We start from the raw sequence: 19,256 nt of genomic DNA, 5'->3' as shown, positions 1-19,256 counted from the left end.
CGATCACGCCGCCGCAGGGTGCAGCCGCACATGCACGGCCGCATGCACGGCACCCGCCAGCGCGTCCAAATGGGCTCGGTCCGTCAGTTTGCGGCCGTTTTCGTCCTGCACATAGATGGCGTCGATCGCGACCCCTTTTTCGGTGCTGATGCGTGCGTGCGTGACGCTGAACCCCAGTTTGCCGATGGCCATGAAGATGTCGTACAACAACCCGAGGCGGTCCACGAGCTGGAGCTCCAGCACGGTTTGATCCGGCGAGAGGTTGTTGTTTAAATAAATACGCTGCGGGATCTCGTCGCCGATCTCATCAAGCATGGTGATGGATTTTCCGAGCTTCTGGGCGATGGCGGTGCTGAAGTCGAACTGCGAGCCGCCGAAGGCCGTGCGCACGGACTCCTCCACGCGATGGCGGGCGCTTTTGGACGTGACGGCGGCGAAGTTCGTGTTGCAGACGCGGAAGGTGTCCAGCACGAGATGGTCGGCGCGCTGGTAGAGGTCGGCGCTGAGAATGTTGATGCTTTCGGCGGCAAGAGCGCCGGAAATGCGGGCGAGAAGGAGGTGACGGTCCCAGCAGACGACGGTGAGTTCACTGTAACCTTGGTCAGGGTGGTCCTCCCACGTCATGACTGGCAGCAGACCAGCGGCCGCCTCCTCGCGAATCAGTTGCTCAAAGAACTGGCGGAACTGGCGGATGTGCGCGGCGATGGCCTCGGCCTCGCGGAAATTGAAATACGAGGGAGGCATGTGGAGGAAGTGCGCCTCCACCTCCGCCTCAAAGGCGGCGCCAAGACGGCGTTTGACCTCGGCCTTGAGATCGTCCAGCGGCACCTGGACATTGCGCATGAAGTCCGCCGGCGCGTTCATGAAGCGTAGCGTGCTGTGGTAGAGCTGGCGGATGGAGGCCTCCTTGTAGCCGGACCAGCTCTTGTCACTCGTCCCCTTGGAGTCGGCGTAGGTCATGAGCAGGAGCGTGTCGAGATACTCCTTGGTGCGCACAATGGCGGCGAATTCCTCGATGACCTGAGGATCTTCCAGGCTCTTCGTCGTGGCGGTGCGGTACATCAGGAGATGATTGTCCACGAGGAAGAGCAGCAGGCGGCGGCGCTCGCCTTTGATCTGAAGACGGCGGGAGACGGCGGCGGCCAGCATGGTGCTTTCATCGCTGTGCGTCTTTTTGTTCGCGGCCCGGCCGGCATCATGCAGTAGCAGCGCAAGGTAAAGCACATACGGCTGCTGCAGGTCATGAAAGAGCTGCTGAAACAGCTCGGCACCTTTGAAGGTCGGATCGCCGAGTTCGTCGAGCTTGTCGAGAGTACGAAGCGTGTGCTCGTCAGCGGTGTAGAGATGGAAAAACTCGTGCTGCACGAGGTTGGTAAGCGCGCCGAACTCAGGCATGTAGCGGCCGAGGAAGCCGACGCGGTGCATTTGCCGCAAGGCGCGCGCGGCATCGCCTTTGTTCGAGAGAATGGCCTCGAAAGTCTCGCGGTTGGCCTTGTTGTAGCGGAAACTGGTGTCCACGAGGCGAAAGCTTTCCTGGATGAGCTGGAACAAATCGGGGCTGAGGCGGAGATGGCGCTTCTGCGTGTGCAGAAACAGGCGCATGAGCCGTTCCGGGTCGTCCTTGAACACGCCGGCGTCCTCCGCGTACACACGCTCGTGCTTGCGGATGAAGCCGTCGAAGCGCTCCTGCTGCTTTTCCTTCCGGCTGCGGGCCAGGAAGCCCATGAGCCGGCTCTTTTGGCTGCCTGTCTCGAGTTGTTGAAGGTGGAAGCGGTCCATCACCTCGCTGCTGCGCTGCAGCAGGTCTCGGGTGGCGGTGTAGTAATCATGCATCAGCGCCTCGATGCGGCGCAGCAGCTTTTTATGGCGGTAGCCCAAATTTGTGGCCACCGGCCCTTGCAAACGCAGCGTGAGGAGATCCTCGGCGCGCTTTTCGGTGTAATGCATCTCGCTGCGCACACGCAGGATGAAGTCATAGGCCTGCGCCACCTCCTTCCATCCGGCCTTGGAAATGAGTCCGAGGCCGACGAGATCCTTCGGGTTCAGCGTGCGATGCCGCGCATAGGTCATCCAGATAAGGTTCTGATAGTCGCGCAGGCCGCCGCAGCCGTTTTTCACATGCGGCTCCTGCACGAAGGGCGTGTCTCCCTGCTTGGTGTGACGCACGCTGAGATCAAGCTGGCGCAGCTTGAGAAATTCCTCCTCGCGCCCGTCCATGCACTCCTTGTCAAAACGGGATCGGAACTCCTCAAACGCGGTCGTCTGCCCGGTGATGAGGCGCGCCTCCATCAGCGCGGTCTTGGTCTCGATGTTATCGTTCGCCAGGGCGATGCACTCGCCCACGCTGCGGGCCCCGTGGCCCACCTTGAACTTCAAATCGTAGAAATAGAGCAGGTAGTCGCGGATCAGTTGCGCCACCTCGTTGCTCACCCTGCCGCTGTTGCCGGGAAACATGAACGTGAGATCCACATCGCTGCCCGGGCTCATCACGCGGCGGCCGTAGCCTCCATGCGCCACCACGCTCACATTCAGCTTCGCCCGCACCTCCGGGGCCAGCGCGGCCACGCTTTCCTCCCACAGCACCCGCGCCAGATGGTCGATCACGTCCGAGCGCATGCGGCAGATTTCCTTGCCGCTGAAACTGCCCGTGCGGTGCCGCTGCTTGATGCGCTGCTCCTTGATTTTCAGGAAGCGCTTCGCCTGGCGCAGCGTCTCGGCACGGCCGCGTGGCAGCTTGTCCTCCGGTGGGAAAAATTTCTGCGCGCTTTTGTTCAGGTGGCGCAGGTACTCGCGTTCCGTCATCGCTGCATGCCTCAGTAAGTGATCAAAGCGTGAACCGGGCCGGAGCCTGCGACCTTTTCACGACCGCCGAGGAAGGAAAGTTCGATGAAAAACGTGCTGCCCAGCACATTGCCACCTGCCTCGCGGATCAGATGCAACGCCGCGCCCGCCGTGCCGCCCGTGGCCAGCAAATCGTCCGCCAGCAGCACCGTTTCGCCAGGAGCGATGGCATCCAGGTGCATCTCCACCGAGTTCGTGCCGTATTCGAGCGCGTAATCGACCCCCCGAGTCTGCCACGGCAGCTTGCCCTTCTTCCGCACCGGAATGAAGCCCGCGCCCAGACGTTCCGCGATCAACGCGCCGAAAATGAAGCCGCGCGCGTCGATGCCCACCACCTTGTCCACCTGCGTGATGCCCGTGGCCTCGATCATGCCATCAATCGTCTGCGCCAGCAGCGACGGATTCGCCAGCACCGGCGTGATGTCCTTGAAGAGGATGCCCGGGTTCGGGAAGTCAGGCACGTCACGAATCGTGCTGCGGATGCGGTCGAGAATGTCAGGGGCCATGCGGTTTCGATCATGGAGGAGATGCCGGGATGCGCAAGCGATGGCAACATTGCCGCCGTAATTGCCTTCACCCTTGCGAAATCGCCCCGCGACCGCGAGTATCCGCGCCCTCCATGCCACTTTCCCAACAGCTCCTGCTCGCGGCCACGCTCACCTTTGTGGGCGCGGTGGTGCAGGCTTTGCTGGCGCTGAAATCCGGTGCCTGGAAGCAGGGACGGGCGCAGTTGATGCTCATGGCGGGCGGTTTCGTGCTGCAAACCGCCTTCATTTACCTGCGTGGACAAGAAGTGGGTCAGTGCCCGATGAAAAGCCTGTCGGACATCCTCGTGTTCATCGCGTGGAGCATTCTGTTGCTTTATTTCCTCGTCGGTCCCGCTTTTCGGCTGTCCTTGCTCGGCGTTTTCACCGCGCCGCTCATCAGCATCATGCAGATCATGGCGCTGGTCGGTGGTTTTGCGCCTTACGCGCCGAAGGGAAAAATCAACGCGCTGGTGGAGCTGCACGCCGCCGTGGCGCTCATCGCCTATGCCGCCTTCGCACTGGCCTGCATCACGGGTGTCATGTATTTGGTTCAGGAGCGCATGCTCAAAAAGCACCGGATCGGCGGCCTTTTCTATCAACTGCCGCCGATCCAAGGACTCTCGAACGCAATCCAGCGGCTCGTGAGGCTCGGTTTGCTGCTGCTGAGCATCGCATTGGGCATCTCCTTTGCGCTGCAAACCTCGGTCTCGAATCCCAAATTGGTGTTTTCGTGGGTCGTCTGGGCCTTGTATGCCGTTATCAGCATTCTGATGTGGAAGCACTTCACCTCGCCGCGCAAAACTGCCTGGCTGGCCGTCATCGGCTTCATACTGCCGTTCATCTCGCTCTGGATCGTGACGCATGCCTGAGCCGACTGACAACCGCGGCGGCCTCGTCTGTGTGGGCCTGAACTACAAAACCACGCCCGTCGAGGTGCGTGAGCGTCTCGCGTTCCCGGAAGCGCAGGTGCCGCAGGCCGTACAGCAGGTGCGCGGGCTGCCCGGCTTCGTCGAGAGCGTCGTGCTGAGCACTTGCAACCGCGTGGAACTCTACGCCACCCACGCGCTGCCCAGCGGCGATCACGGCCACGCCGCGCTGCGGGATTATCTGGTGGAGCATTTCCAGCTCCAACCCGAGCACGCCGAGGCGCTCGTGCTTTACAATCTCGACTCCGCCGAAGCCGCGCGGCACCTCTTTCGCGTCGTCAGCGGGCTCGATTCCATGGTGCTCGGCGAAACGGAAATCTTCGGCCAGGTCAAAGCGGCCTACAAAACCGCGCTCGACACCGGCGCGACGGGCAAGACGCTCAATAAGCTCTTCCAGCAGGCCTTCACCGTCGGCAAAAAGGTACGCAACGAGACCACCATCCAGCGTGGCTCCACCAGTGTCGGCAGTGTGGCGGTCGATCTAGCCGAAAAGGTCCACGATTTGAAGGAATGCCGCGTCATGCTCGTCGGCGCGGGCGAGATGAGCCGAACCTGCGCGCAAAGTCTGCTCTCGCGTGGAGCGAAAAGCATCATCGTCTCCAACCGCAGCTACGACAAGGCGGTGGAGCTCGCCACGGAGATGAAGGGCACCGCGATGAAGTTCGACGAGTGGGAACACGCCCTGCATGAGGTCGATGTCATCATCTCCAGCACCAGCGCCCCGCATTTCGTCATCAAGCCGGAGCAGATCGAGCAGGTCATGCGCAAACGCCGCTGGGAGCCGCTGCTGCTCATCGACATCGCCGTGCCGCGCGACGTCGATCCCGCCGTGAACGAGATTGAAGGTGTCTATCTCTACGACATCGACGCCCTCCAGACCATCGCCGACGAAGGCCGCCGCGAGCGCGAGCGCCAGCTCGCCGCCTGCGAGCGCATCATCGAGGAGCAGCTTGAAAAATTCGGCTTTCTCCATTCACCCGGCTCCACCCAGCACGGCTTTCTCACTTCATGAGCATCGAAAAAATCACCTTAGGCACCCGTGGCAGCGAACTGGCCCTCACGCAGACAAACATGGTCACGGCGGAGCTGCAAACCGCGTTTCCGCACCTGCGCATCGAGCGCCAGATCATCCAGACCAGCGGCGACAAGCGCCAGGACCTGCGCTTTTCCGAGTTCAGCGATGTGGCGCAGGTGGACAAGGGCATCTTCATCAAGGAGCTCGAAATCGCTCTCGAAAACGGCCAGATCGACGCCGCCGTTCACAGCTTGAAGGACGTGCCGAGCGATCTCGCCGCAGGATTCACCATCGCCGCCGTGCTGCCACGTGCCGCGATTGAGGACGTGCTCATCACCGCGCAGTCCTTCACGCTCGAAACACTGCCGAAGGGTGCCCGAGTCGGCACCAGTAGCGTGCGCCGTGCCGCGCAGCTCAAGTTTCTGCGTCCCGATGTACAGATTGTCGAGATTCGCGGCAACGTGCCCACACGAGTGAAGAAAGTGCTCGGGGAAAACGCGCTGGATGCCGTATTGCTCGCCGCCGCCGGTTTGCTGCGCCTCGGCCTGCTCAACGCGAACCTCAGTCGCATTCACATCGCTGAACAGACCTTGCACGCCTTGGTGCTCGATCCCACGAAATTCCTCCCCGCCGCAGGTCAGGGAGCCATCGCCATCGAATGTCGTGCGAACGATGCGGCATCCATCAAGACGATTCATGCGCTTAATCATGCGGAAACCGAGTCACGCGTCATCGCCGAGCGTGAGTTCTTGAAAATCCTCGGTGCAGGCTGCCAGACGCCCGTCGGTGCGCACACCTGGATCAAAGACGGCCAGCTTCACATGGCCGTGCGCGTCTTCAACGAGGCGGATCTCTCCGTTGCCCCGGTCGAGCGCGAGGCGCATCGCCCGGTGCATGAGGCCATTCAGCTCGCCGCTGATCTGGCGGCCATGCTGTGACGATGGCGCAACTAAGGCGATGAAGTCGCGTTACAGGGAGTATGAAACCAACCTCATTACGCATGTTTGCCCTCGTGGCAGCCCTGCTGCCCGCTGTGGCTTTTGCCGCCAAGGACGGCAAGCGTCCTCAGAAATCTGCCGCCCGCCCTGACGGTGCTGCTGCCGAAGTCCTCAAGACCTTTGACAAGAATGATAACCATCAAATCGATGCAGACGAGCTGCCTGCTGTGCAGAAAGCATTCGCCACGCTGAAGAACCTCGACAAGAACAACAACAGTGAAATTGAGCTGGCCGAGGTCGAAAGTCTGAAACCTCAGGTTCCCGATGATCGAAGAGGCCGGCTGCTCGCGGGCCTCAAGCAGGTGGACAAGAACGGCAATCACAAGGTCGACGCCGACGAGGTCGAAGGACTGCAAAAGATGATCGCAGGCGGCAGAATGATGGCGCGCCTGGATCGCAACGGCAATGGCAAGCTCGAACCCGAGGAGTTGGAGCGCCTAAACCAACATCTTGAGCATGGTCTGGGCAGAAAACGTGGTGCAACCAGCACGCCCTCGGTCCGTAAGGCCCTCGAGAAACCTGCTGAGACTCCGCCTGCGGCAGAATCGCCCAAGGCAGAGGAGAAAAAAGACACACCCGCTGAGCCGGCACCTGCGGCCAAACCACCGGGCAATTTCGGCAACTGAGCCGTTCTTTACTTCAGTTCGAGGACGTTGCTGGCCCGTTCTTGCCTGAGGGGAAGAAGCTGATGTCGATGCCTTCTTTGCGCAGAGCTTTCTTCACGTCCTCGCCTAGCTGGGCATAGGTACGCTCACGCATGAGATGTTTTTTCACCGCCGCCTGCTCCTCCTCGTTGGATTTCACGTTCTCGATCTCACGCAGGTAGGCGATGATGTTGGCTGCGTCGCCATTGCCGTCGAGATGGTAAAAGTAATAGGTCAGCAGTCCGGCGGAACCGTAGTTTTCGGTAGCCGCTCCGTCTTTGCCGAGGGCGGCTGCCCAGCGGGCGAAGTCGATGTTCATCAGCTCTTCCAGATCGATCATGGTGAAGCTCTTGCCGCCGCCTGAGTAGTTCATTCGCTTTGCGTAGCCTTGCAGTTGGCGGTTCAGGCCGATGAGGCTGAAGCCGCCATTGCGCTTGTATTCCAACATCTCGACGTATTCGGCGCTGCCTTCCACAAACCAGGTGGGCAGGCGGCCCATCCAGTGATTCATCATCTGGTGGGTGATCTCGTGGATGAGGGTGGCCATGTCGTCATCGCTGTTGTTTTCCAGGGAGACGCGGCTGCCGACCATTTTCACTCCGAGGCTGGAGAGCGGCACCATGAGCGCTTTTTTGGAGGTCATGTACACACCGGCGGAGCCTTCGATGCCGCCCGCCTCCATGTAATCGCTCTTGTTGGTGAAGAGGCGCGCCAGAAAGATTTCCCGCAGCTTTTCGGGCTGCGGCTTCAAGTCGAGCGGCAGCATGCAGTTCAGCATCCAGGTGGACTCAAAGATGCGCCCGAACTCGCGCACCACGTTGGAGCCGAGCTTCGAGTCGCACTGGAACTCGTAGTGCGGCGAGCGGTAGATGTACTCGTTCTTCTCGGCGTCTTCTTTGACGACAACGACCTCCGGCCGGTCCGGTAGCGAGAAGGAGCGCGGCCAGGTCTTGCTGGCGGCGACCTCGCCTGGCGCGGCGGCGGCAGTTGCAGGCGCAGCAGTCTGGCTTTTGGCAAAAGTCTGGTCTTCGGCGGACAAGCGTGCCAGAGGAACATCGACGGTGCTGCCGTTCGCCATGCGAACCTTCACCGCATCACCTTCGAGAGCGACGAAGGCCGCCTCCATCTTCCGTCCATCCGCGCTGGTCCAGGTGCGCAGGGCCGGGGACTGAGCGCGAAGGGCGGCGGCTGAGATCAACAGCGCGGCCAGGACGGGAAAAGAGGGCAGCTTCATGGTTGGAAGGGAGATTCTGGAGGAAACGCCCGGCAGTGTCGAGATTTTAGATGGAGGGTGTTTTCAGAAAAATGGGAGAACTCCTCATTTTTTACTCGCCAACAAACAAGCCGCCCGGCTAGGCTTGCCGAGTCTATTGTTTATTCAAACTCATGAAAACACTTGTCTCTCTCCTCATCATCCTCGCGCTCAGCCTGTCACTGAATGCCGCTGAAACTTCTGCTAAGAAGAAAAGCACCACCAAGCCGAAGGCTCCTGCCGCCGAGGCAGCCAAACCGTCCGCCAAGGTCGAGGCGGTCGCCAAAACGCTTACGGCATCGCAAAAAACCAAGCTGCTCGCCTTGCTGAACGAGGGTGATGATGCGGAATTGATGACCATCCCAAACGTGGGCAAAACCCGTGCCGCTGCGATCAAAAAGGCCCGTCCCTTTGCCGACGTGACCAATGTGACGAAAGTCGAGGGCGTTGGCGAGGCCACCTTTGCTGAAATGGTCGCCCATGCGAAGGCCGGCTTCCCGCAGCCGGAGAAAAAAGACGAGCCTGCGACCGAAAAGAAGAAAGCTCCGGCCAAGAAAAAGTCTCCCGAGAAGAAAAAAGAGACGAAGTGACCTTCTGTAAGGGTTTTTGCACCTGTCGGCCCTTGCCTGCTTCCCAGCGGCAGGGGCTGACTTTTTCATGCCCTCACTCGTGACTTCGACCGCCTTGAAGGCGGACCTTGTGAAATTTTTCACAAATAGCGGTTGCCGCTCTGCGGGAGACTTGGATAATCGCGCACCCCTCTTTCCCTGCGGTACCCGCGCAATGGCCACCATCATCGTACAACGCCCCAAGCTCGCCTGGCATGAACGCTGGTTCATTTCCACGCTCCTCAAGGGCCTGAAAATCACCGTCGGCCATGGCATCAAGACCTTCCTGCAAATCGCCGGGAAAAAGCCGAAGGTGACGATGGAATACCCGGAGCAGAAGTGGGACGAGCACCTGCCGGAATATTACCGCGGCGCCCCGGCCCTCGTCACGGACGAACAGAATCGCGAGCGCTGCGTGAGCTGCCAGCTCTGCGAGTTCATCTGCCCGCCGAAGGCCATCAAAATCACCCCCGGCGAGATCCCGAGCGACGATCCATGGGCCAAGGTCGAAAAGCGGCCCAAGGAGTTCGAAATCGACATGATCCGCTGCATCTACTGCGGCATGTGCGAAGAAGTTTGCCCGGAGCAGGCCATTTACCTGCGCAAGGATTACGCCATCACCGGTCTCTCCCGCCAGGAGATGGTCCACGATAAGCAGCGCCTCTATGAAATCGGCGGCCAGCGCGTGGGACTGGTAAACAAGTGGAACAAATTGAAGTGATGCCCCCGCTGCTCTTCTACCTCCTGTCATTGATCACCCTGGGCTTCGGCTTCATGGTCGTCACGGGACGCAACCCAGTGTCCTGCGCCTTGTCGCTCGCGGCCTGCTTCGTGGGCCTTGCGGCGCTGTTTCTGAGCCTCGACGCTTATTTTATCGGCGTGATCCAAATCCTCGTCTATGCCGGCGCGGTGATGGTGCTCTTCCTCTTCATCATCATGCTGCTGGACATCAAGGCGGAGGAAGGCAAGAAGCTGAACCTGCCCGCCATCGTCTCTGGCGTGCTTGTCGCAGTGCTGCTCGTCCTGCAAATCATCACGGTCGTGAGCAGCTCTGGTATCGCGAAGAAAAGCTCCGCCAACACGCCCCTGGCCCTCACCGAGGCCGCTGGCAAGCTTGGACGGGCCGCCGCGCTGCCCACGATCACTAACGACCTCAAAGAAGGCACGCTACCGGACGCCAAGCTCATCGGCTTCACATTGTTTGACCAATATGGCTTCCACCTCCAGGTCGTCGGCCTGCTGCTGCTAGTCGGCACGATTGGTGTCGTTGTCCTCAGCAAACGCGAAAGGAGCAGCGCACCATGATCACGCTCGGTCATTACCTCGTCGTCAGCGGCATGCTCTTCGCGCTCGGGCTGGCAGGCGTCATCGCCCGCCGGAACATCTTGATCGTTTACATGTGCCTGGAAATGATGCTCAGCGCCGCGAACCTCGCGCTGGTCGGATTCTCCCGCTTCCATCTCGTGAACGGCCTGCCAGACTACACTGCGCAGTCACTCGTGTTCTTCACCATCACCGTGGCCGCCGCCGAGGTGGCCGTGGGTCTTGCCATCATCGTGGCGCTCTTTCGCACGAAGCAGAGTGTCGATGTCGAGTCCGTCACCAAACTTCAGGGATAACGAGACGCCATGCACGCCAGCATCATCCTTCTGCTGCCATTCTTTTCGGCGCTCCTCATCCTCCTGGGGCATCGCCAGCTCAAAGGCGCCTCCGTCCTCATCTCGGTCGGCTCCTCGATCATTTCCTTCGTCGCCTGCCTGTTTTTCCTGGCGGCTGACGATGACAACCGCCTGCTGCTTCCCTTCATCGAAGTCGGAACCTTCAACGCGGGCATTGATGCGCTAATCGACAAGCAGAGCCGCGGCATGATGTTCATCGTCAGCTTCGTCGGCATGCTGGTTCACATCTTCTCCCTCGGTTACATGAAGGATGACGAGTCCAAGCCGCGCTTTTTCGGCTCGTTGTCACTCTTCATGTTCTCCATGACCGGCATCGTGCTGGCCGGAAACCTGATCATGATGTTCATCTTCTGGGAGCTGGTTGGATTGAGCTCCTACCTGCTCATCGGCCACTGGTATCAGAAGGCCAGCGCCGCCGAGGCCTGTAAAAAAGCCTTCCTCACCAACCGCATTGGCGATTTCGGCTTCATGATCGGCATCCTGCTGCTGTTCGGTGCGAACGGCGGCAATGTGAACCTGATCGACCTCGAAACGGCCTTCACCTCTGGTCCGCTGCGTCCGGACGCGCCGGGTTACAGCGCGGGTTTCACCACGGCGGCCGCTTTGTGCATTTTCCTCGGCGCAGTCGGTAAATCCGCCCAGTTCCCACTGCATGTCTGGCTTCCAGACGCGATGGAAGGCCCCACGCCGGTCTCCGCGCTCATCCACGCCGCCACGATGGTCGCCGCCGGTGTTTACATGCTCGTGCGCGTGAGTTTCCTCGTCACCGCCTCGCCGCTCGCGGCGGAAATCATCGCTGGCATCGGCTGCGGCACCGCGCTGCTTGCCGCGTTGATGGCGACGCAGCAGAACGACATCAAGCGCGTGCTCGCCTACTCCACGCTCTCACAGCTCGGTTACATGGTCATGGCCGTCGGTGCCGTGGCGATGGCCGCGCAGCACGGGCATCAGGGAGCGCACGCCGCCGACCCAGGTCATCCCGCGATGTTCCACCTCTACACGCACGCTTTCTTCAAGGCGATGCTCTTCCTCGGCTCCGGCGCGGTGATTTATGCCTGCCATCACGAGCAGGACATCTGGAAAATGGGCGGCCTGCGCAAGCACATGCCGGTCACCTTCTGGACCTTCGCCATCGGCACCGCCGCGCTGATGGGCGTGCCATTCCTGAGCGGCTTCTGGAGCAAGGAAGCCGTGCTTGGAGCCGCTTATGACAGCGGTTGCAAGGTGTTGTTCCTCGCTGGAGCGGCCACGGCGGCGCTGACTGCGTTCTACATGACGCGCCTGCTCATCGTGGCCTTCTTTGGCAAACCCCGCACCGATTCCGCGCATCACGCCACCGAGGCACCGATGGTCATGATCCTGCCGCTGGCGATTTTGGCGATCTTCTCCGTCCTCTCTGGCTACGACGTGCTCGCCACGCCGTTGCAGGCCATGAAACCGCCACACGTCGAGGGTCATCAGACCGTGCTGTTCGCCTCGCTCACCGCACTCATCCTCGGCGCTGGCGCTGCCATCTATCTTTACCGCGGCAAAGACAAGGATCCCGTCAGCATCAAGCTCTTCGCCAACAAGTTCTACTTCGACGAGATCTACGCCGTCATCGTTCGCGTCTGCCAGGACCGCGTGGCGTGGATCGTCACCGCGCTGGAGCGCGTGTTTGTCGATGGCATCGTCGCCCGCCTGCCTGCGGCGATCATCGCCCGTCTCGGAGCCGCCACCCGCATGCTGCAGGGCGGTCATCTGCAAGGCTACACCTTCCTGCTGGGCGGCGGCGTCATCGCCGTGGTCTATCTCCTTGTGTTTGTGCTGCCCCGCCTAGGTCATTGATGGAAAAATTGAATGAGCGTTCTTGAAATCATCATCGCACTCCCGCTGCTGGCCGCCCTTGCGGTCTGGCTCGGTGCGCCCGCCCGTGCCGCCTCCCTCGGGGCCACGTTCGTCAATCTGGCGCTCGTGCTCTACGCCACCGTGCAGTATGCCGCCAAACCTGCCGGACTTGCCTTCACCAACGCCCGCGTGGTGCTCGAAAATCCGGCCATCAGCTTCGCCGTCGGCGCGGATGGCGTCTCGCTCATCCTCGCACTGCTCACCTCGCTGGTGATGCTGGCCGCCGTGTGGCAGATCGAGGACCGGCCCAACATTTTCTACATCTCCTCGCTGCTGATCGGCGGCGGCGCGCTTGGAGCCTTCCTCACCACCGACGTTTTCTTCATCTACGCCTTCCATGAGCTGGCGCTGATCCCGACCTTCCTCATGATCGCGCTGCATGGCCGTGCGGATGCAGCGCAGCGCAAGGCCGTCGCTTGGAAAGCCACGATTTATCTCGGTGCGGGCAGTTTGGTGCTGCTCGCTGGACTTGCCTGGGTCGTTCTGGAGTTTAGCGGCGGTTCCAAGCTCACTTTTGATCTCGAAGCCCTGCGCAACCAGGCCCAGCTCACCCCGCTGCCGGTGGCCAAGCAGGCGCAGATCTTCTTCGTGCTGCTGCTCGGTTTCGGCACGCTCGTCAGCCTCTTCCCCTTCCATAGCTGGGCCGCCCCGGCCTATGCCACCGCGCCGACGCCGGTCGCCATGCTGCACTCCGGTGTGTTGAAAAAATTCGGACTCTACGGCCTCATCCGCATCGCCTTGCCGCTGCTGCCGCAGGGAGCGCAGGTCGAGTGGGTGCAAAACGCGCTGCTGCTCATGCTGCTGGGCAACATCCTCGTCATGGGCCTCGTCACCATCCATGCAAACCGCCTCGATGATACGCTCGCCAATTCCAGCGTGATGCACATGGGCTACATCTTCCTCGGTCTCGCCGCCGGCACCGAGATCGCGCTCAAAGGCGCGGTGCTGCTGATGTTTGCGCACGGCGTGTCCATCGCGCTGCTGTTTGGCCTCTGCGGCCGCATGCGCAACCAGCTCGGCACCCTGGAATACAACAAGCTCGGCGGTCTGGCCACCCACGCGTCTGCTTTCACCGTGTTGTTCGCCTTCGGAGCCTTCGCCAGCATCGGCCTGCCCGGTCTCGCCAACTTTGCGGGCGAGGTGATGGTCTTCGCGGGCAGCTTCACCGAGTTCAAGGCCGGTGAGCTTTCCAACCTGCACTGGACCGTGATCCTCGCGCTCTGGGGCGTCGTGATGAGCGCCGTTTACATGCTCCGCGCCTACCGCAACATCTTCCATGGCAGCGCCAACACCGGCCTGTTCATGATCGACCCCGTTTTCTCGCAGCGCCTGCCCTTCATCCTGCTCGCCGCCACGCTGCTCGTCACTGGCTGCTGCCCCTGGCTGCTGCTCAACCTCATGAAATCCGCGCTGTAAGCCCCTGCCATGAGCGTTTTCACCATCGAAGCCGGTCTCGCCCTCCTCGGGCTCGTTCTTCTGCTCGTCGAGGCCTTCAAGCCTGACATTTCCCGCCGCACCCTCGGCCTCACCGCCATCGCCGGCACCGCGCTGGCCTTTGTGCTGCTACTCGTCGTGAGACACGACGCTGCCAGCCTGCCCAGCTTCATGCAGCCTTGGCATCAGCTCGACACGCTCGCGCTGTTCTACAAAGGCTTCGCCCTCGTCATCACGCTGCTCGTGCTCTGGCTCACGCTGGAATGCGCGCCTTACCTCACGCGCTTCACGCTCGATGGCAAACTGGCTGAAATGTTCAGCCTGCCGCTCATCGTCTGCTCCGGCATGATGTGGATGGCCTCCGCGCGTGATTTGGTCACCGTCTTCGTCGCGCTCGAACTCGTCACCGTCAGCTTCTACGTCCTCGTCGCCTTCGCCCGCAAAAGCGCCTTCAGTCTTGAGGCTGGCGTCAAATACCTCATCCTCGGAGCTCTCTCGACTGGCATCCTCGTCTATGGCATCGCCTGGATCTACGGCGCCACCGGCATGATGAGCTTCGAAGGCATCGCCAAAGCGCTCGCCAATCCGGCCACCAGCAAATCCACCGCGTTGTTCGGTGCGGCGCTCATTCTCTGCGGCCTCGGCTTCAAGGTCGCCGCCGCGCCCTTCCACATGTGGGTGCCGGATGTGTATCAAGGCGCGCCGACTCCCGTCACCGCCTTCCTCTCCGTCGGATCAAAAGCCGCCGGTTTCGTCGTCCTCACCCGTGCCTTGGATGCCTTCCTCTCCCCCGGCTCGGTCATCAGCACCGAGATTCAGGCCTTCCTGCTCGTCATCGGCTCCCTCACCGTGCTGCTCGGCAGTCTTCCCGCCATGTTCCAGACCAGCGTGAAGCGCCTGCTGGCCTACTCCAGCATCTCGCACGCCGGTTACCTCCTCCTAGCGCTCGCCTGCCGCGAAACCGCCCGCTTTGAGCTCTCCTCCGGTGGCATCGTCGCCTTCTACCTCGCCACCTACCTGCCCATGACCGTCCTCGGTTTCCTCGGCCTCGGACTCATGCGCGCCAACGGCCTTGGCGAGGACATCAAGGACTTCACCGGTCTCGCCAAGCGCAATCCGACGCTGGCCTTGTTCATGACGGTTTCCTTCGCCTCCCTCGCCGGTCTGCCGCTCACCGCCGGGTTCATCGGCAAGCTGTTCGTTTTCCTCGGCCTCGCCGACCACGGCTACTGGGGCGCTCTCAGTTGCGCCGTCATCGCCGCCGCCGCCGGTTTTTACTACTACTTCAAGACCATCCTCGCGATGTACACCACCGAAGGCGTCGAAACCACCGCCCTGACCCTCAGCACCGCTTCCAAAGCCGTCGCCGGAGTCCTCGCCGTGATCATCCTCATCCTCGGCGTCTATCCCAAGCCGTTGCAGAAGGTGCTGACCTCGGGCGAAGCCGCTGTGGTGGCGAAGTAAACGCGCGAACGCCCCTGTCTGTGGGCTCAAAGGTGGTTGAGGCAAGAAGCCGCAACAGGTTTTGACCCACTGGACCACGGCGGCTCCTTCGAAATGGAGCGCACGGCTTTCATGAAGCCTTTCCGCACCCGCAGGCAGGTCTCATGAAGTCGTGCTTGGCTCAGGCTTGGATGATCGTCATCAGATCCGCCAGCTCATTGAAGTGGGCATCCTGGCAATAAAGCGGCAGACCATGGCTCTTGGCGGTAGCGGCGATCCAGAGATCGTTTTCGGGGATGGGCTTGCCTTTGGTGGCGAGGGCTTGCTTCAATTCCGCATAGACGGTGGCCGTGGCTTCATCGGGCAAGAGCACAACGACCTCGCGGGAGAAGCGCTCCCATTGTTCGATGGCGCGGCGGCTGTTGCCGGCACGTTGGATGCCGAAGCGCATTTCACCCAGAGCGGTGAGCGGGAGGTAGAGTTCCGTGGCAGCCTTGAGCCGGGCGGCTATCGCAGCATCCGCCGTCCGCATGTGACGGATGATCACGCTGCTGTCGAGGGCGAGGCTACCAGGCGTTTTCATCCACGATGCTGCATTCGGTCAGGGCGGTTTCGAGCGCCTCGCCTTCTTCGCCTGCGAGACTACCGGAAGTGGCATCGATCATGGACTCGCGGCGCAGACGACGTTCTTCCAGCAGCGTATGAATGAAATCCGCTGCTTCCTCCAGCCGGTCGGCAGGCAGGCGGCGCAGTTCGTCGATGAAGGGCAACGCGGCAGTCATGTGCGGATGATACCCTCAGGGTCCTGGATTGTCGAGAGGCTTGAAAGCGGGCGATTCAGCCGCAATGAAGATACCGTTGCCCCCAGAAAGGCGGGGTGTTAGCCTTCCCCACATGAGCACCAAACAGCAAACCTTGTCCTGGCTGGCCGAGCTGCCAGAAGACTCGTCGGCTTGGCGCGAGTTGCATGATGATGCCCGGCTGCTGCGGGACATCGCGGCGGCGGAGGACGATGTTCGGAACGGGCGTGAACGTCCTTTGGCGGAGGCCCGGGAGCTTCTGGAACTCAAATGGACTCAACGTCGTTCCAAGTCCGCCTGACCGACTCGGCGCTGAACGATCTCCACGAGATCGACGACTGCTCGAGCTGGATTGGGGCGAAGGCTGAAAGTGACTCGATCAAGCGGTGACTTTGTCAGCCAGATGCAGCCTGACGTCATTTCCCGGAACAGCAGCCTGAAAACCACCAGGAGCGCCGTCCGCGCTCCCATCCGCCCAGACCGCGCTCCCGAGCAGGCCAGTCACGGCTCCCCGGCTGCCAGCTCCCATTCCCAAGACTCCACGCCCCGCGCCCAGGGTTCCCACTCCCGCTCCCGGTTGCCCCGCCTCCGCTCCCAAGCGCCCAGCCTGCGCTCCCGTCCCACCACACCGCGCTCCCCACCCGCCAGACCACGCTCCGCGTGGAAAAGGTCCGAAACCCAGGAATCCCGCCAAAATCCCGGGAATCTGGTCAGATTCCCAACCTCCCCGCCACCGCTCCCAGGAGCGCCAGCCGGAAAAACTCAAGACCGAGCACCGTGCAAAACGTTCCCCAGAAGAACTGCCCTCAAAGCATGGAGCAGCGCAGAGGGACAAAGACTTTTCCTATTTGCCTTGAAGGCACGCGTCGTGCCTATTCACGCATGCAGAGACGTGTAGCAGAATTTTTTGCCGGGATCGGCTTGATGCGGATGGGTTTGGAGAAAGAGGGCTGGATGACCGCCTGGGCCAACGATCTCGACGAGAAGAAGTGGGAGATGTACCGCGCCAACTTCAATGAAGGGGCCTGTGAGTTCATTGTTGAAGATGTACACAAGATCGATGGCAAAGACCTGCCAGACATCGAACTCGCGACAGCCTCTTTCCCCTGCAATGACCTCTCACTTGCCGGCAGCCGCCACGGACTTGCCGGGACGCAGTCGTCGGCTTTTTGGGGCTTTGTGGATGTGCTGAAGACGATGGGGCATCGTCGGCCATCGCTGGTTCTGCTCGAGAATGTGGCTGGTTTTCTCACTTCGAACGACGGCAATGATTTCCGCGATGCCTTGGTCGCGCTCAATGAACTGGGTTACGCCGTTGATGCCTTCATCATTGATGCCGTCCGTTTTGTTCCCCAAAGCCGCCAGCGGCTCTTCGTGGTCGCAACAAAAGCTCCAGCAGTGAAAATGCAGGAGTTGAAGCTTTTACAAAGCGACAGCCGGCCCGCACCGCTGGCGGACTTCATTTTCATGAACCCGGATATTGGCTGGAACATCCGTAAGCTGCCTGCCTTGCCTCCCTCGTCCATGAAACTGGCGGACATCATCGAAGATGTGCCTCTGAACTCAGAGATTTGGTGGTCCAAGGAGCGCTGCGACTATCTTCTCAACCAGATGAGTGAGCGTCATCGCACCGAGGCTGAGAGGATGATGGCCGATTCAAAATGGTCGTATGGGACAGTGTTTCGCCGGGTAAGAAATGGACGCTCGATGGGCGAATTGAGAACGGATGGCATTGCGGGTTGTCTGCGCACTCCTCGTGGTGGCAGTGGTCGCCAGATACTTTTCTGTGGAGGCATGGGGCAATTCCGAGTCAGGCTGCTGACTCCAAGAGAGTGTGCGCGGCTGATGGGAGCTGGGACATACAAGATCAAAGTCCCGCTCAATCAGGCATTGTTTGGATTTGGCGACGCGGTTTGTGTTCCGGTGGTTCAATGGATAGCGCGTCATTACCTCAATCCAGTTCTCGCAGAGTTGCAGCAGATGCCTGCCGCCCTGCCATCTCTGAGGAAGTCTGTGGTGTATTCAGCTCCCCGAAAGACTCGAGTCTTGAAAAAATGAAAGTGCCCGTCTGGGCGCGGATACTCCCAACATCGTGTATGGTATCACAACTCGAAACCTTCCTGACCTCACACACCAAGAAAGCAGGCAAAGTCGTGCCTGCGAGGCTTCAGGCGGGCTTGGTTCTACTGGAGCGACTCCGGGATTTCCCATCGCTGACTCTTTCTGACCACCGTGCGCAAGGCAGTGCCGGGGCCATTTCCCACGAGACATACGGCAATCGTGTTCACGAGCGTATGAATCTCCAGCCAATCAACAAGAACCACGGGCGGCGCTCATCCAACCTGCCGGAATGGGGCCAGTATCTGCTGGATGCCATTGCTTCCGCTGGATTTGCAGATGCTTCTCCCAAAGAACGCGAAGCCATCATTTCCAAGGCACAAGCCGAACTCGCCAAGCCACTGCGGGCCATCATCGAACAGGAGCCTTTGGAAGCCCGGATCAAGGGAAGAAGCGCCGAAGCCATCATTCACAACCTCCTTCTTGATGCGGAACAGAAGGGCAAGTCAGGCGAGGTGGCGCAGTATCTGGTCGGAGCAAAACTTGCGCTGCGGTTCAAGCGTGACATCCCGGTTCATCCAGCAAACAAGAGTGACCGCAGATCACGATCCGACGTGAATGCGAAGCTGGGTGACTTTGAAATCGAAAATGCCGTGATCGAGGTTGCTGTTGGGCCGGTGGATCAAAAGCACCTCCAACAAATGGCGGAAATCCTGGAGAAGTCTGACAAGGAGGTCTGGCTCCTAACTCGCTCCGACCGTGTGAACGGCTGGAAGAATGAAGTGGAGGACTCTGATGACATCATGAGCGACAAAGTCGTCGTGACTTCCGTCGAAGCGTTCGTCGGTCAAAACATCACGGAGCTGGCGGAGTTTTCGATCAAGGGCAAAGCCACCCAGTTCGCCGCACTTTTCGAGCTTTATAATCGCCAATGGGTTGAGAAGGTCGGGACTCCCGGTATTCGCATCGTTTTGAAATAGTCGTGCGGTTCGCTTCAGGCTCACCGCTCGACTCAATCTAGCAGCCTGTTGAAAAAGAGGGGTTAAAAAGGCCAAAACTTGGGGGCCAGTCTTCTTCGCGGCCTGGGTGCTGTTGGTGGCCGATTCGCATGATGGAACCTTGTGGCGCTCTCAAGCGTGTCCAA

General features: G+C 60.6%; 19 protein-coding genes. 14 read left to right on the top strand and 5 right to left on the bottom strand.

Translation table 11 applies throughout. The annotated features are described in order from the left end of the window. Nucleotides 1-3: 3 nt before the first annotated feature. Together glnD and ACILSI_RS19170 are read right to left on the bottom strand one after the other, a co-directional pair. Nucleotides 4-2,802, bottom strand: a complete 2,799-nt coding sequence (gene glnD / locus ACILSI_RS19175) for a [protein-PII] uridylyltransferase (RefSeq protein ID WP_395723521.1) — start codon at nucleotides 2,800-2,802, stop codon at nucleotides 4-6. Nucleotides 2,803-2,813: 11 nt separating this feature from the next. Beyond that, nucleotides 2,814-3,335: an adenine phosphoribosyltransferase gene (locus tag ACILSI_RS19170; protein WP_395723545.1), complete on the bottom strand. Its 522-nt coding sequence runs from the start codon at nucleotides 3,333-3,335 to the stop codon at nucleotides 2,814-2,816. 125 nt (nucleotides 3,336-3,460) lie between these two features. Between ACILSI_RS19170 and ccsA the strand changes: the two genes are divergently transcribed. The 4 genes from ccsA to ACILSI_RS19150 are packed head-to-tail and all read left to right on the top strand — an operon-like array spanning nucleotide 3,461 to nucleotide 6,933. Further along, nucleotides 3,461-4,237: a cytochrome c biogenesis protein CcsA gene (gene ccsA / locus ACILSI_RS19165; RefSeq protein ID WP_395723520.1), complete on the top strand. Its 777-nt coding sequence runs from the start codon at nucleotides 3,461-3,463 to the stop codon at nucleotides 4,235-4,237. Then, nucleotides 4,230-5,306, top strand: coding sequence for a glutamyl-tRNA reductase (hemA, locus tag ACILSI_RS19160; RefSeq protein ID WP_395723519.1), 1,077 nt, complete (start codon nucleotides 4,230-4,232; stop codon nucleotides 5,304-5,306). Before ccsA ends, hemA begins: the two co-directional genes overlap by 8 nt. Further along, the gene (hemC, locus tag ACILSI_RS19155) at nucleotides 5,303-6,247 is read left to right on the top strand and encodes a hydroxymethylbilane synthase (protein ID WP_395723518.1); all 945 of its coding nucleotides are present in this window, start codon (nucleotides 5,303-5,305) and stop codon (nucleotides 6,245-6,247) included. The genes hemA and hemC overlap by 4 nt, the downstream gene beginning before the upstream one ends. Before the next feature lie 41 nt (nucleotides 6,248-6,288). After that, nucleotides 6,289-6,933, top strand: a complete 645-nt coding sequence (locus ACILSI_RS19150) for an EF-hand domain-containing protein (protein ID WP_395723517.1) — start codon at nucleotides 6,289-6,291, stop codon at nucleotides 6,931-6,933. 13 nt (nucleotides 6,934-6,946) lie between these two features. Here ACILSI_RS19150 and ACILSI_RS19145 read toward each other — a convergent pair whose 3' ends face one another. Continuing rightward, nucleotides 6,947-8,185: an SHD1 domain-containing protein gene (locus ACILSI_RS19145; RefSeq protein WP_395723516.1), complete on the bottom strand. Its 1,239-nt coding sequence runs from the start codon at nucleotides 8,183-8,185 to the stop codon at nucleotides 6,947-6,949. Between the two features lie 152 nt (nucleotides 8,186-8,337). On the opposite strand from ACILSI_RS19145, the gene ACILSI_RS19140 reads away from it, so the two are divergent. From ACILSI_RS19140 to ACILSI_RS19110, 7 genes are all read left to right on the top strand, one after another. Continuing rightward, complete coding sequence (locus tag ACILSI_RS19140; protein WP_395723515.1) at nucleotides 8,338-8,793, top strand: hypothetical protein; 456 nt, start codon at nucleotides 8,338-8,340, stop codon at nucleotides 8,791-8,793. Nucleotides 8,794-8,986: 193 nt separating this feature from the next. Beyond that, on the top strand, nucleotides 8,987-9,532 hold the full coding sequence (locus ACILSI_RS19135; protein WP_395723514.1) for a NuoI/complex I 23 kDa subunit family protein: 546 nt from the start codon (nucleotides 8,987-8,989) through the stop codon (nucleotides 9,530-9,532). Next, nucleotides 9,532-10,116 (top strand): NADH-quinone oxidoreductase subunit J, encoded by a 585-nt coding sequence (locus ACILSI_RS19130; protein ID WP_395723513.1) that lies wholly within the window; start codon nucleotides 9,532-9,534, stop codon nucleotides 10,114-10,116. Before ACILSI_RS19135 ends, ACILSI_RS19130 begins: the two co-directional genes overlap by 1 nt. Further along, the gene (nuoK, locus tag ACILSI_RS19125; protein ID WP_395723512.1) at nucleotides 10,113-10,430 is read left to right on the top strand and encodes an NADH-quinone oxidoreductase subunit NuoK; all 318 of its coding nucleotides are present in this window, start codon (nucleotides 10,113-10,115) and stop codon (nucleotides 10,428-10,430) included. The genes ACILSI_RS19130 and nuoK overlap by 4 nt, the downstream gene beginning before the upstream one ends. 9 nt (nucleotides 10,431-10,439) lie before the next feature. Further along, complete coding sequence (gene nuoL / locus ACILSI_RS19120) at nucleotides 10,440-12,317, top strand: NADH-quinone oxidoreductase subunit L (protein ID WP_395723511.1); 1,878 nt, start codon at nucleotides 10,440-10,442, stop codon at nucleotides 12,315-12,317. Nucleotides 12,318-12,329: 12 nt separating this feature from the next. Next, nucleotides 12,330-13,793 (top strand): NuoM family protein, encoded by a 1,464-nt coding sequence (locus ACILSI_RS19115; protein ID WP_395723510.1) that lies wholly within the window; start codon nucleotides 12,330-12,332, stop codon nucleotides 13,791-13,793. A gap of 9 nt (nucleotides 13,794-13,802) precedes the next feature. Continuing rightward, nucleotides 13,803-15,275: an NADH-quinone oxidoreductase subunit N gene (locus ACILSI_RS19110; RefSeq protein ID WP_395723509.1), complete on the top strand. Its 1,473-nt coding sequence runs from the start codon at nucleotides 13,803-13,805 to the stop codon at nucleotides 15,273-15,275. A gap of 160 nt (nucleotides 15,276-15,435) precedes the next feature. On the opposite strand, the gene ACILSI_RS19105 is transcribed toward ACILSI_RS19110, so the two are convergent. Together ACILSI_RS19105 and ACILSI_RS19100 are read right to left on the bottom strand one after the other, a co-directional pair. Continuing rightward, nucleotides 15,436-15,837 (bottom strand): PIN domain-containing protein, encoded by a 402-nt coding sequence (locus ACILSI_RS19105; RefSeq protein ID WP_395723508.1) that lies wholly within the window; start codon nucleotides 15,835-15,837, stop codon nucleotides 15,436-15,438. Further along, nucleotides 15,821-16,036: a hypothetical protein gene (locus ACILSI_RS19100; protein ID WP_395723507.1), complete on the bottom strand. Its 216-nt coding sequence runs from the start codon at nucleotides 16,034-16,036 to the stop codon at nucleotides 15,821-15,823. The genes ACILSI_RS19105 and ACILSI_RS19100 overlap by 17 nt, the downstream gene beginning before the upstream one ends. Nucleotides 16,037-16,148: 112 nt before the next feature. On the opposite strand from ACILSI_RS19100, the gene ACILSI_RS19095 reads away from it, so the two are divergent. The 3 genes from ACILSI_RS19095 (at nucleotide 16,149) to ACILSI_RS19085 (ending at nucleotide 19,092) form a co-directional block, all read left to right on the top strand. After that, the gene (locus tag ACILSI_RS19095) at nucleotides 16,149-16,355 is read left to right on the top strand and encodes a hypothetical protein (protein ID WP_395723506.1); all 207 of its coding nucleotides are present in this window, start codon (nucleotides 16,149-16,151) and stop codon (nucleotides 16,353-16,355) included. Nucleotides 16,356-16,831: 476 nt separating this feature from the next. Beyond that, nucleotides 16,832-18,112: a DNA cytosine methyltransferase gene (locus ACILSI_RS19090; protein ID WP_395723505.1), complete on the top strand. Its 1,281-nt coding sequence runs from the start codon at nucleotides 16,832-16,834 to the stop codon at nucleotides 18,110-18,112. Then, the gene (locus ACILSI_RS19085; RefSeq protein ID WP_395723504.1) at nucleotides 18,109-19,092 is read left to right on the top strand and encodes a DUF4928 family protein; all 984 of its coding nucleotides are present in this window, start codon (nucleotides 18,109-18,111) and stop codon (nucleotides 19,090-19,092) included. Before ACILSI_RS19090 ends, ACILSI_RS19085 begins: the two co-directional genes overlap by 4 nt. Nucleotides 19,093-19,256: the final 164 nt, after the last annotated feature.

The sequence above is a fragment of the Prosthecobacter sp. genome (assembly GCF_044232965.1).
GTDB lineage: Bacteria > Verrucomicrobiota > Verrucomicrobiia > Verrucomicrobiales > Verrucomicrobiaceae > Prosthecobacter.
This window is presented reverse-complemented; position numbering and strand designations above follow the sequence as displayed.

What these genes read in the sequence shown, in the direction of transcription:
- glnD (WP_395723521.1), bottom strand. Translation starts at nt 2,802, where the DNA reads ATGACGGAACGCGAGTACCTGCGCCACCTGAACAAAAGCGCGCAGAAA.
- ccsA (WP_395723520.1), top strand. Translation starts at nt 3,461, where the DNA reads ATGCCACTTTCCCAACAGCTCCTGCTCGCGGCCACGCTCACCTTTGTG.
- hemA (WP_395723519.1), top strand. Translation starts at nt 4,230, where the DNA reads ATGCCTGAGCCGACTGACAACCGCGGCGGCCTCGTCTGTGTGGGCCTG.
- hemC (WP_395723518.1), top strand. Translation starts at nt 5,303, where the DNA reads ATGAGCATCGAAAAAATCACCTTAGGCACCCGTGGCAGCGAACTGGCC.
- ACILSI_RS19150 (WP_395723517.1), top strand. Translation starts at nt 6,289, where the DNA reads ATGAAACCAACCTCATTACGCATGTTTGCCCTCGTGGCAGCCCTGCTG.
- ACILSI_RS19145 (WP_395723516.1), bottom strand. Translation starts at nt 8,185, where the DNA reads ATGAAGCTGCCCTCTTTTCCCGTCCTGGCCGCGCTGTTGATCTCAGCC.
- ACILSI_RS19140 (WP_395723515.1), top strand. Translation starts at nt 8,338, where the DNA reads ATGAAAACACTTGTCTCTCTCCTCATCATCCTCGCGCTCAGCCTGTCA.
- ACILSI_RS19135 (WP_395723514.1), top strand. Translation starts at nt 8,987, where the DNA reads ATGGCCACCATCATCGTACAACGCCCCAAGCTCGCCTGGCATGAACGC.
- ACILSI_RS19130 (WP_395723513.1), top strand. Translation starts at nt 9,532, where the DNA reads ATGCCCCCGCTGCTCTTCTACCTCCTGTCATTGATCACCCTGGGCTTC.
- nuoK (WP_395723512.1), top strand. Translation starts at nt 10,113, where the DNA reads ATGATCACGCTCGGTCATTACCTCGTCGTCAGCGGCATGCTCTTCGCG.
- nuoL (WP_395723511.1), top strand. Translation starts at nt 10,440, where the DNA reads ATGCACGCCAGCATCATCCTTCTGCTGCCATTCTTTTCGGCGCTCCTC.
- ACILSI_RS19115 (WP_395723510.1), top strand. Translation starts at nt 12,330, where the DNA reads ATGAGCGTTCTTGAAATCATCATCGCACTCCCGCTGCTGGCCGCCCTT.
- ACILSI_RS19110 (WP_395723509.1), top strand. Translation starts at nt 13,803, where the DNA reads ATGAGCGTTTTCACCATCGAAGCCGGTCTCGCCCTCCTCGGGCTCGTT.
- ACILSI_RS19105 (WP_395723508.1), bottom strand. Translation starts at nt 15,837, where the DNA reads ATGAAAACGCCTGGTAGCCTCGCCCTCGACAGCAGCGTGATCATCCGT.
- ACILSI_RS19100 (WP_395723507.1), bottom strand. Translation starts at nt 16,036, where the DNA reads ATGACTGCCGCGTTGCCCTTCATCGACGAACTGCGCCGCCTGCCTGCC.
- ACILSI_RS19095 (WP_395723506.1), top strand. Translation starts at nt 16,149, where the DNA reads ATGAGCACCAAACAGCAAACCTTGTCCTGGCTGGCCGAGCTGCCAGAA.
- ACILSI_RS19085 (WP_395723504.1), top strand. Translation starts at nt 18,109, where the DNA reads ATGAAAGTGCCCGTCTGGGCGCGGATACTCCCAACATCGTGTATGGTA.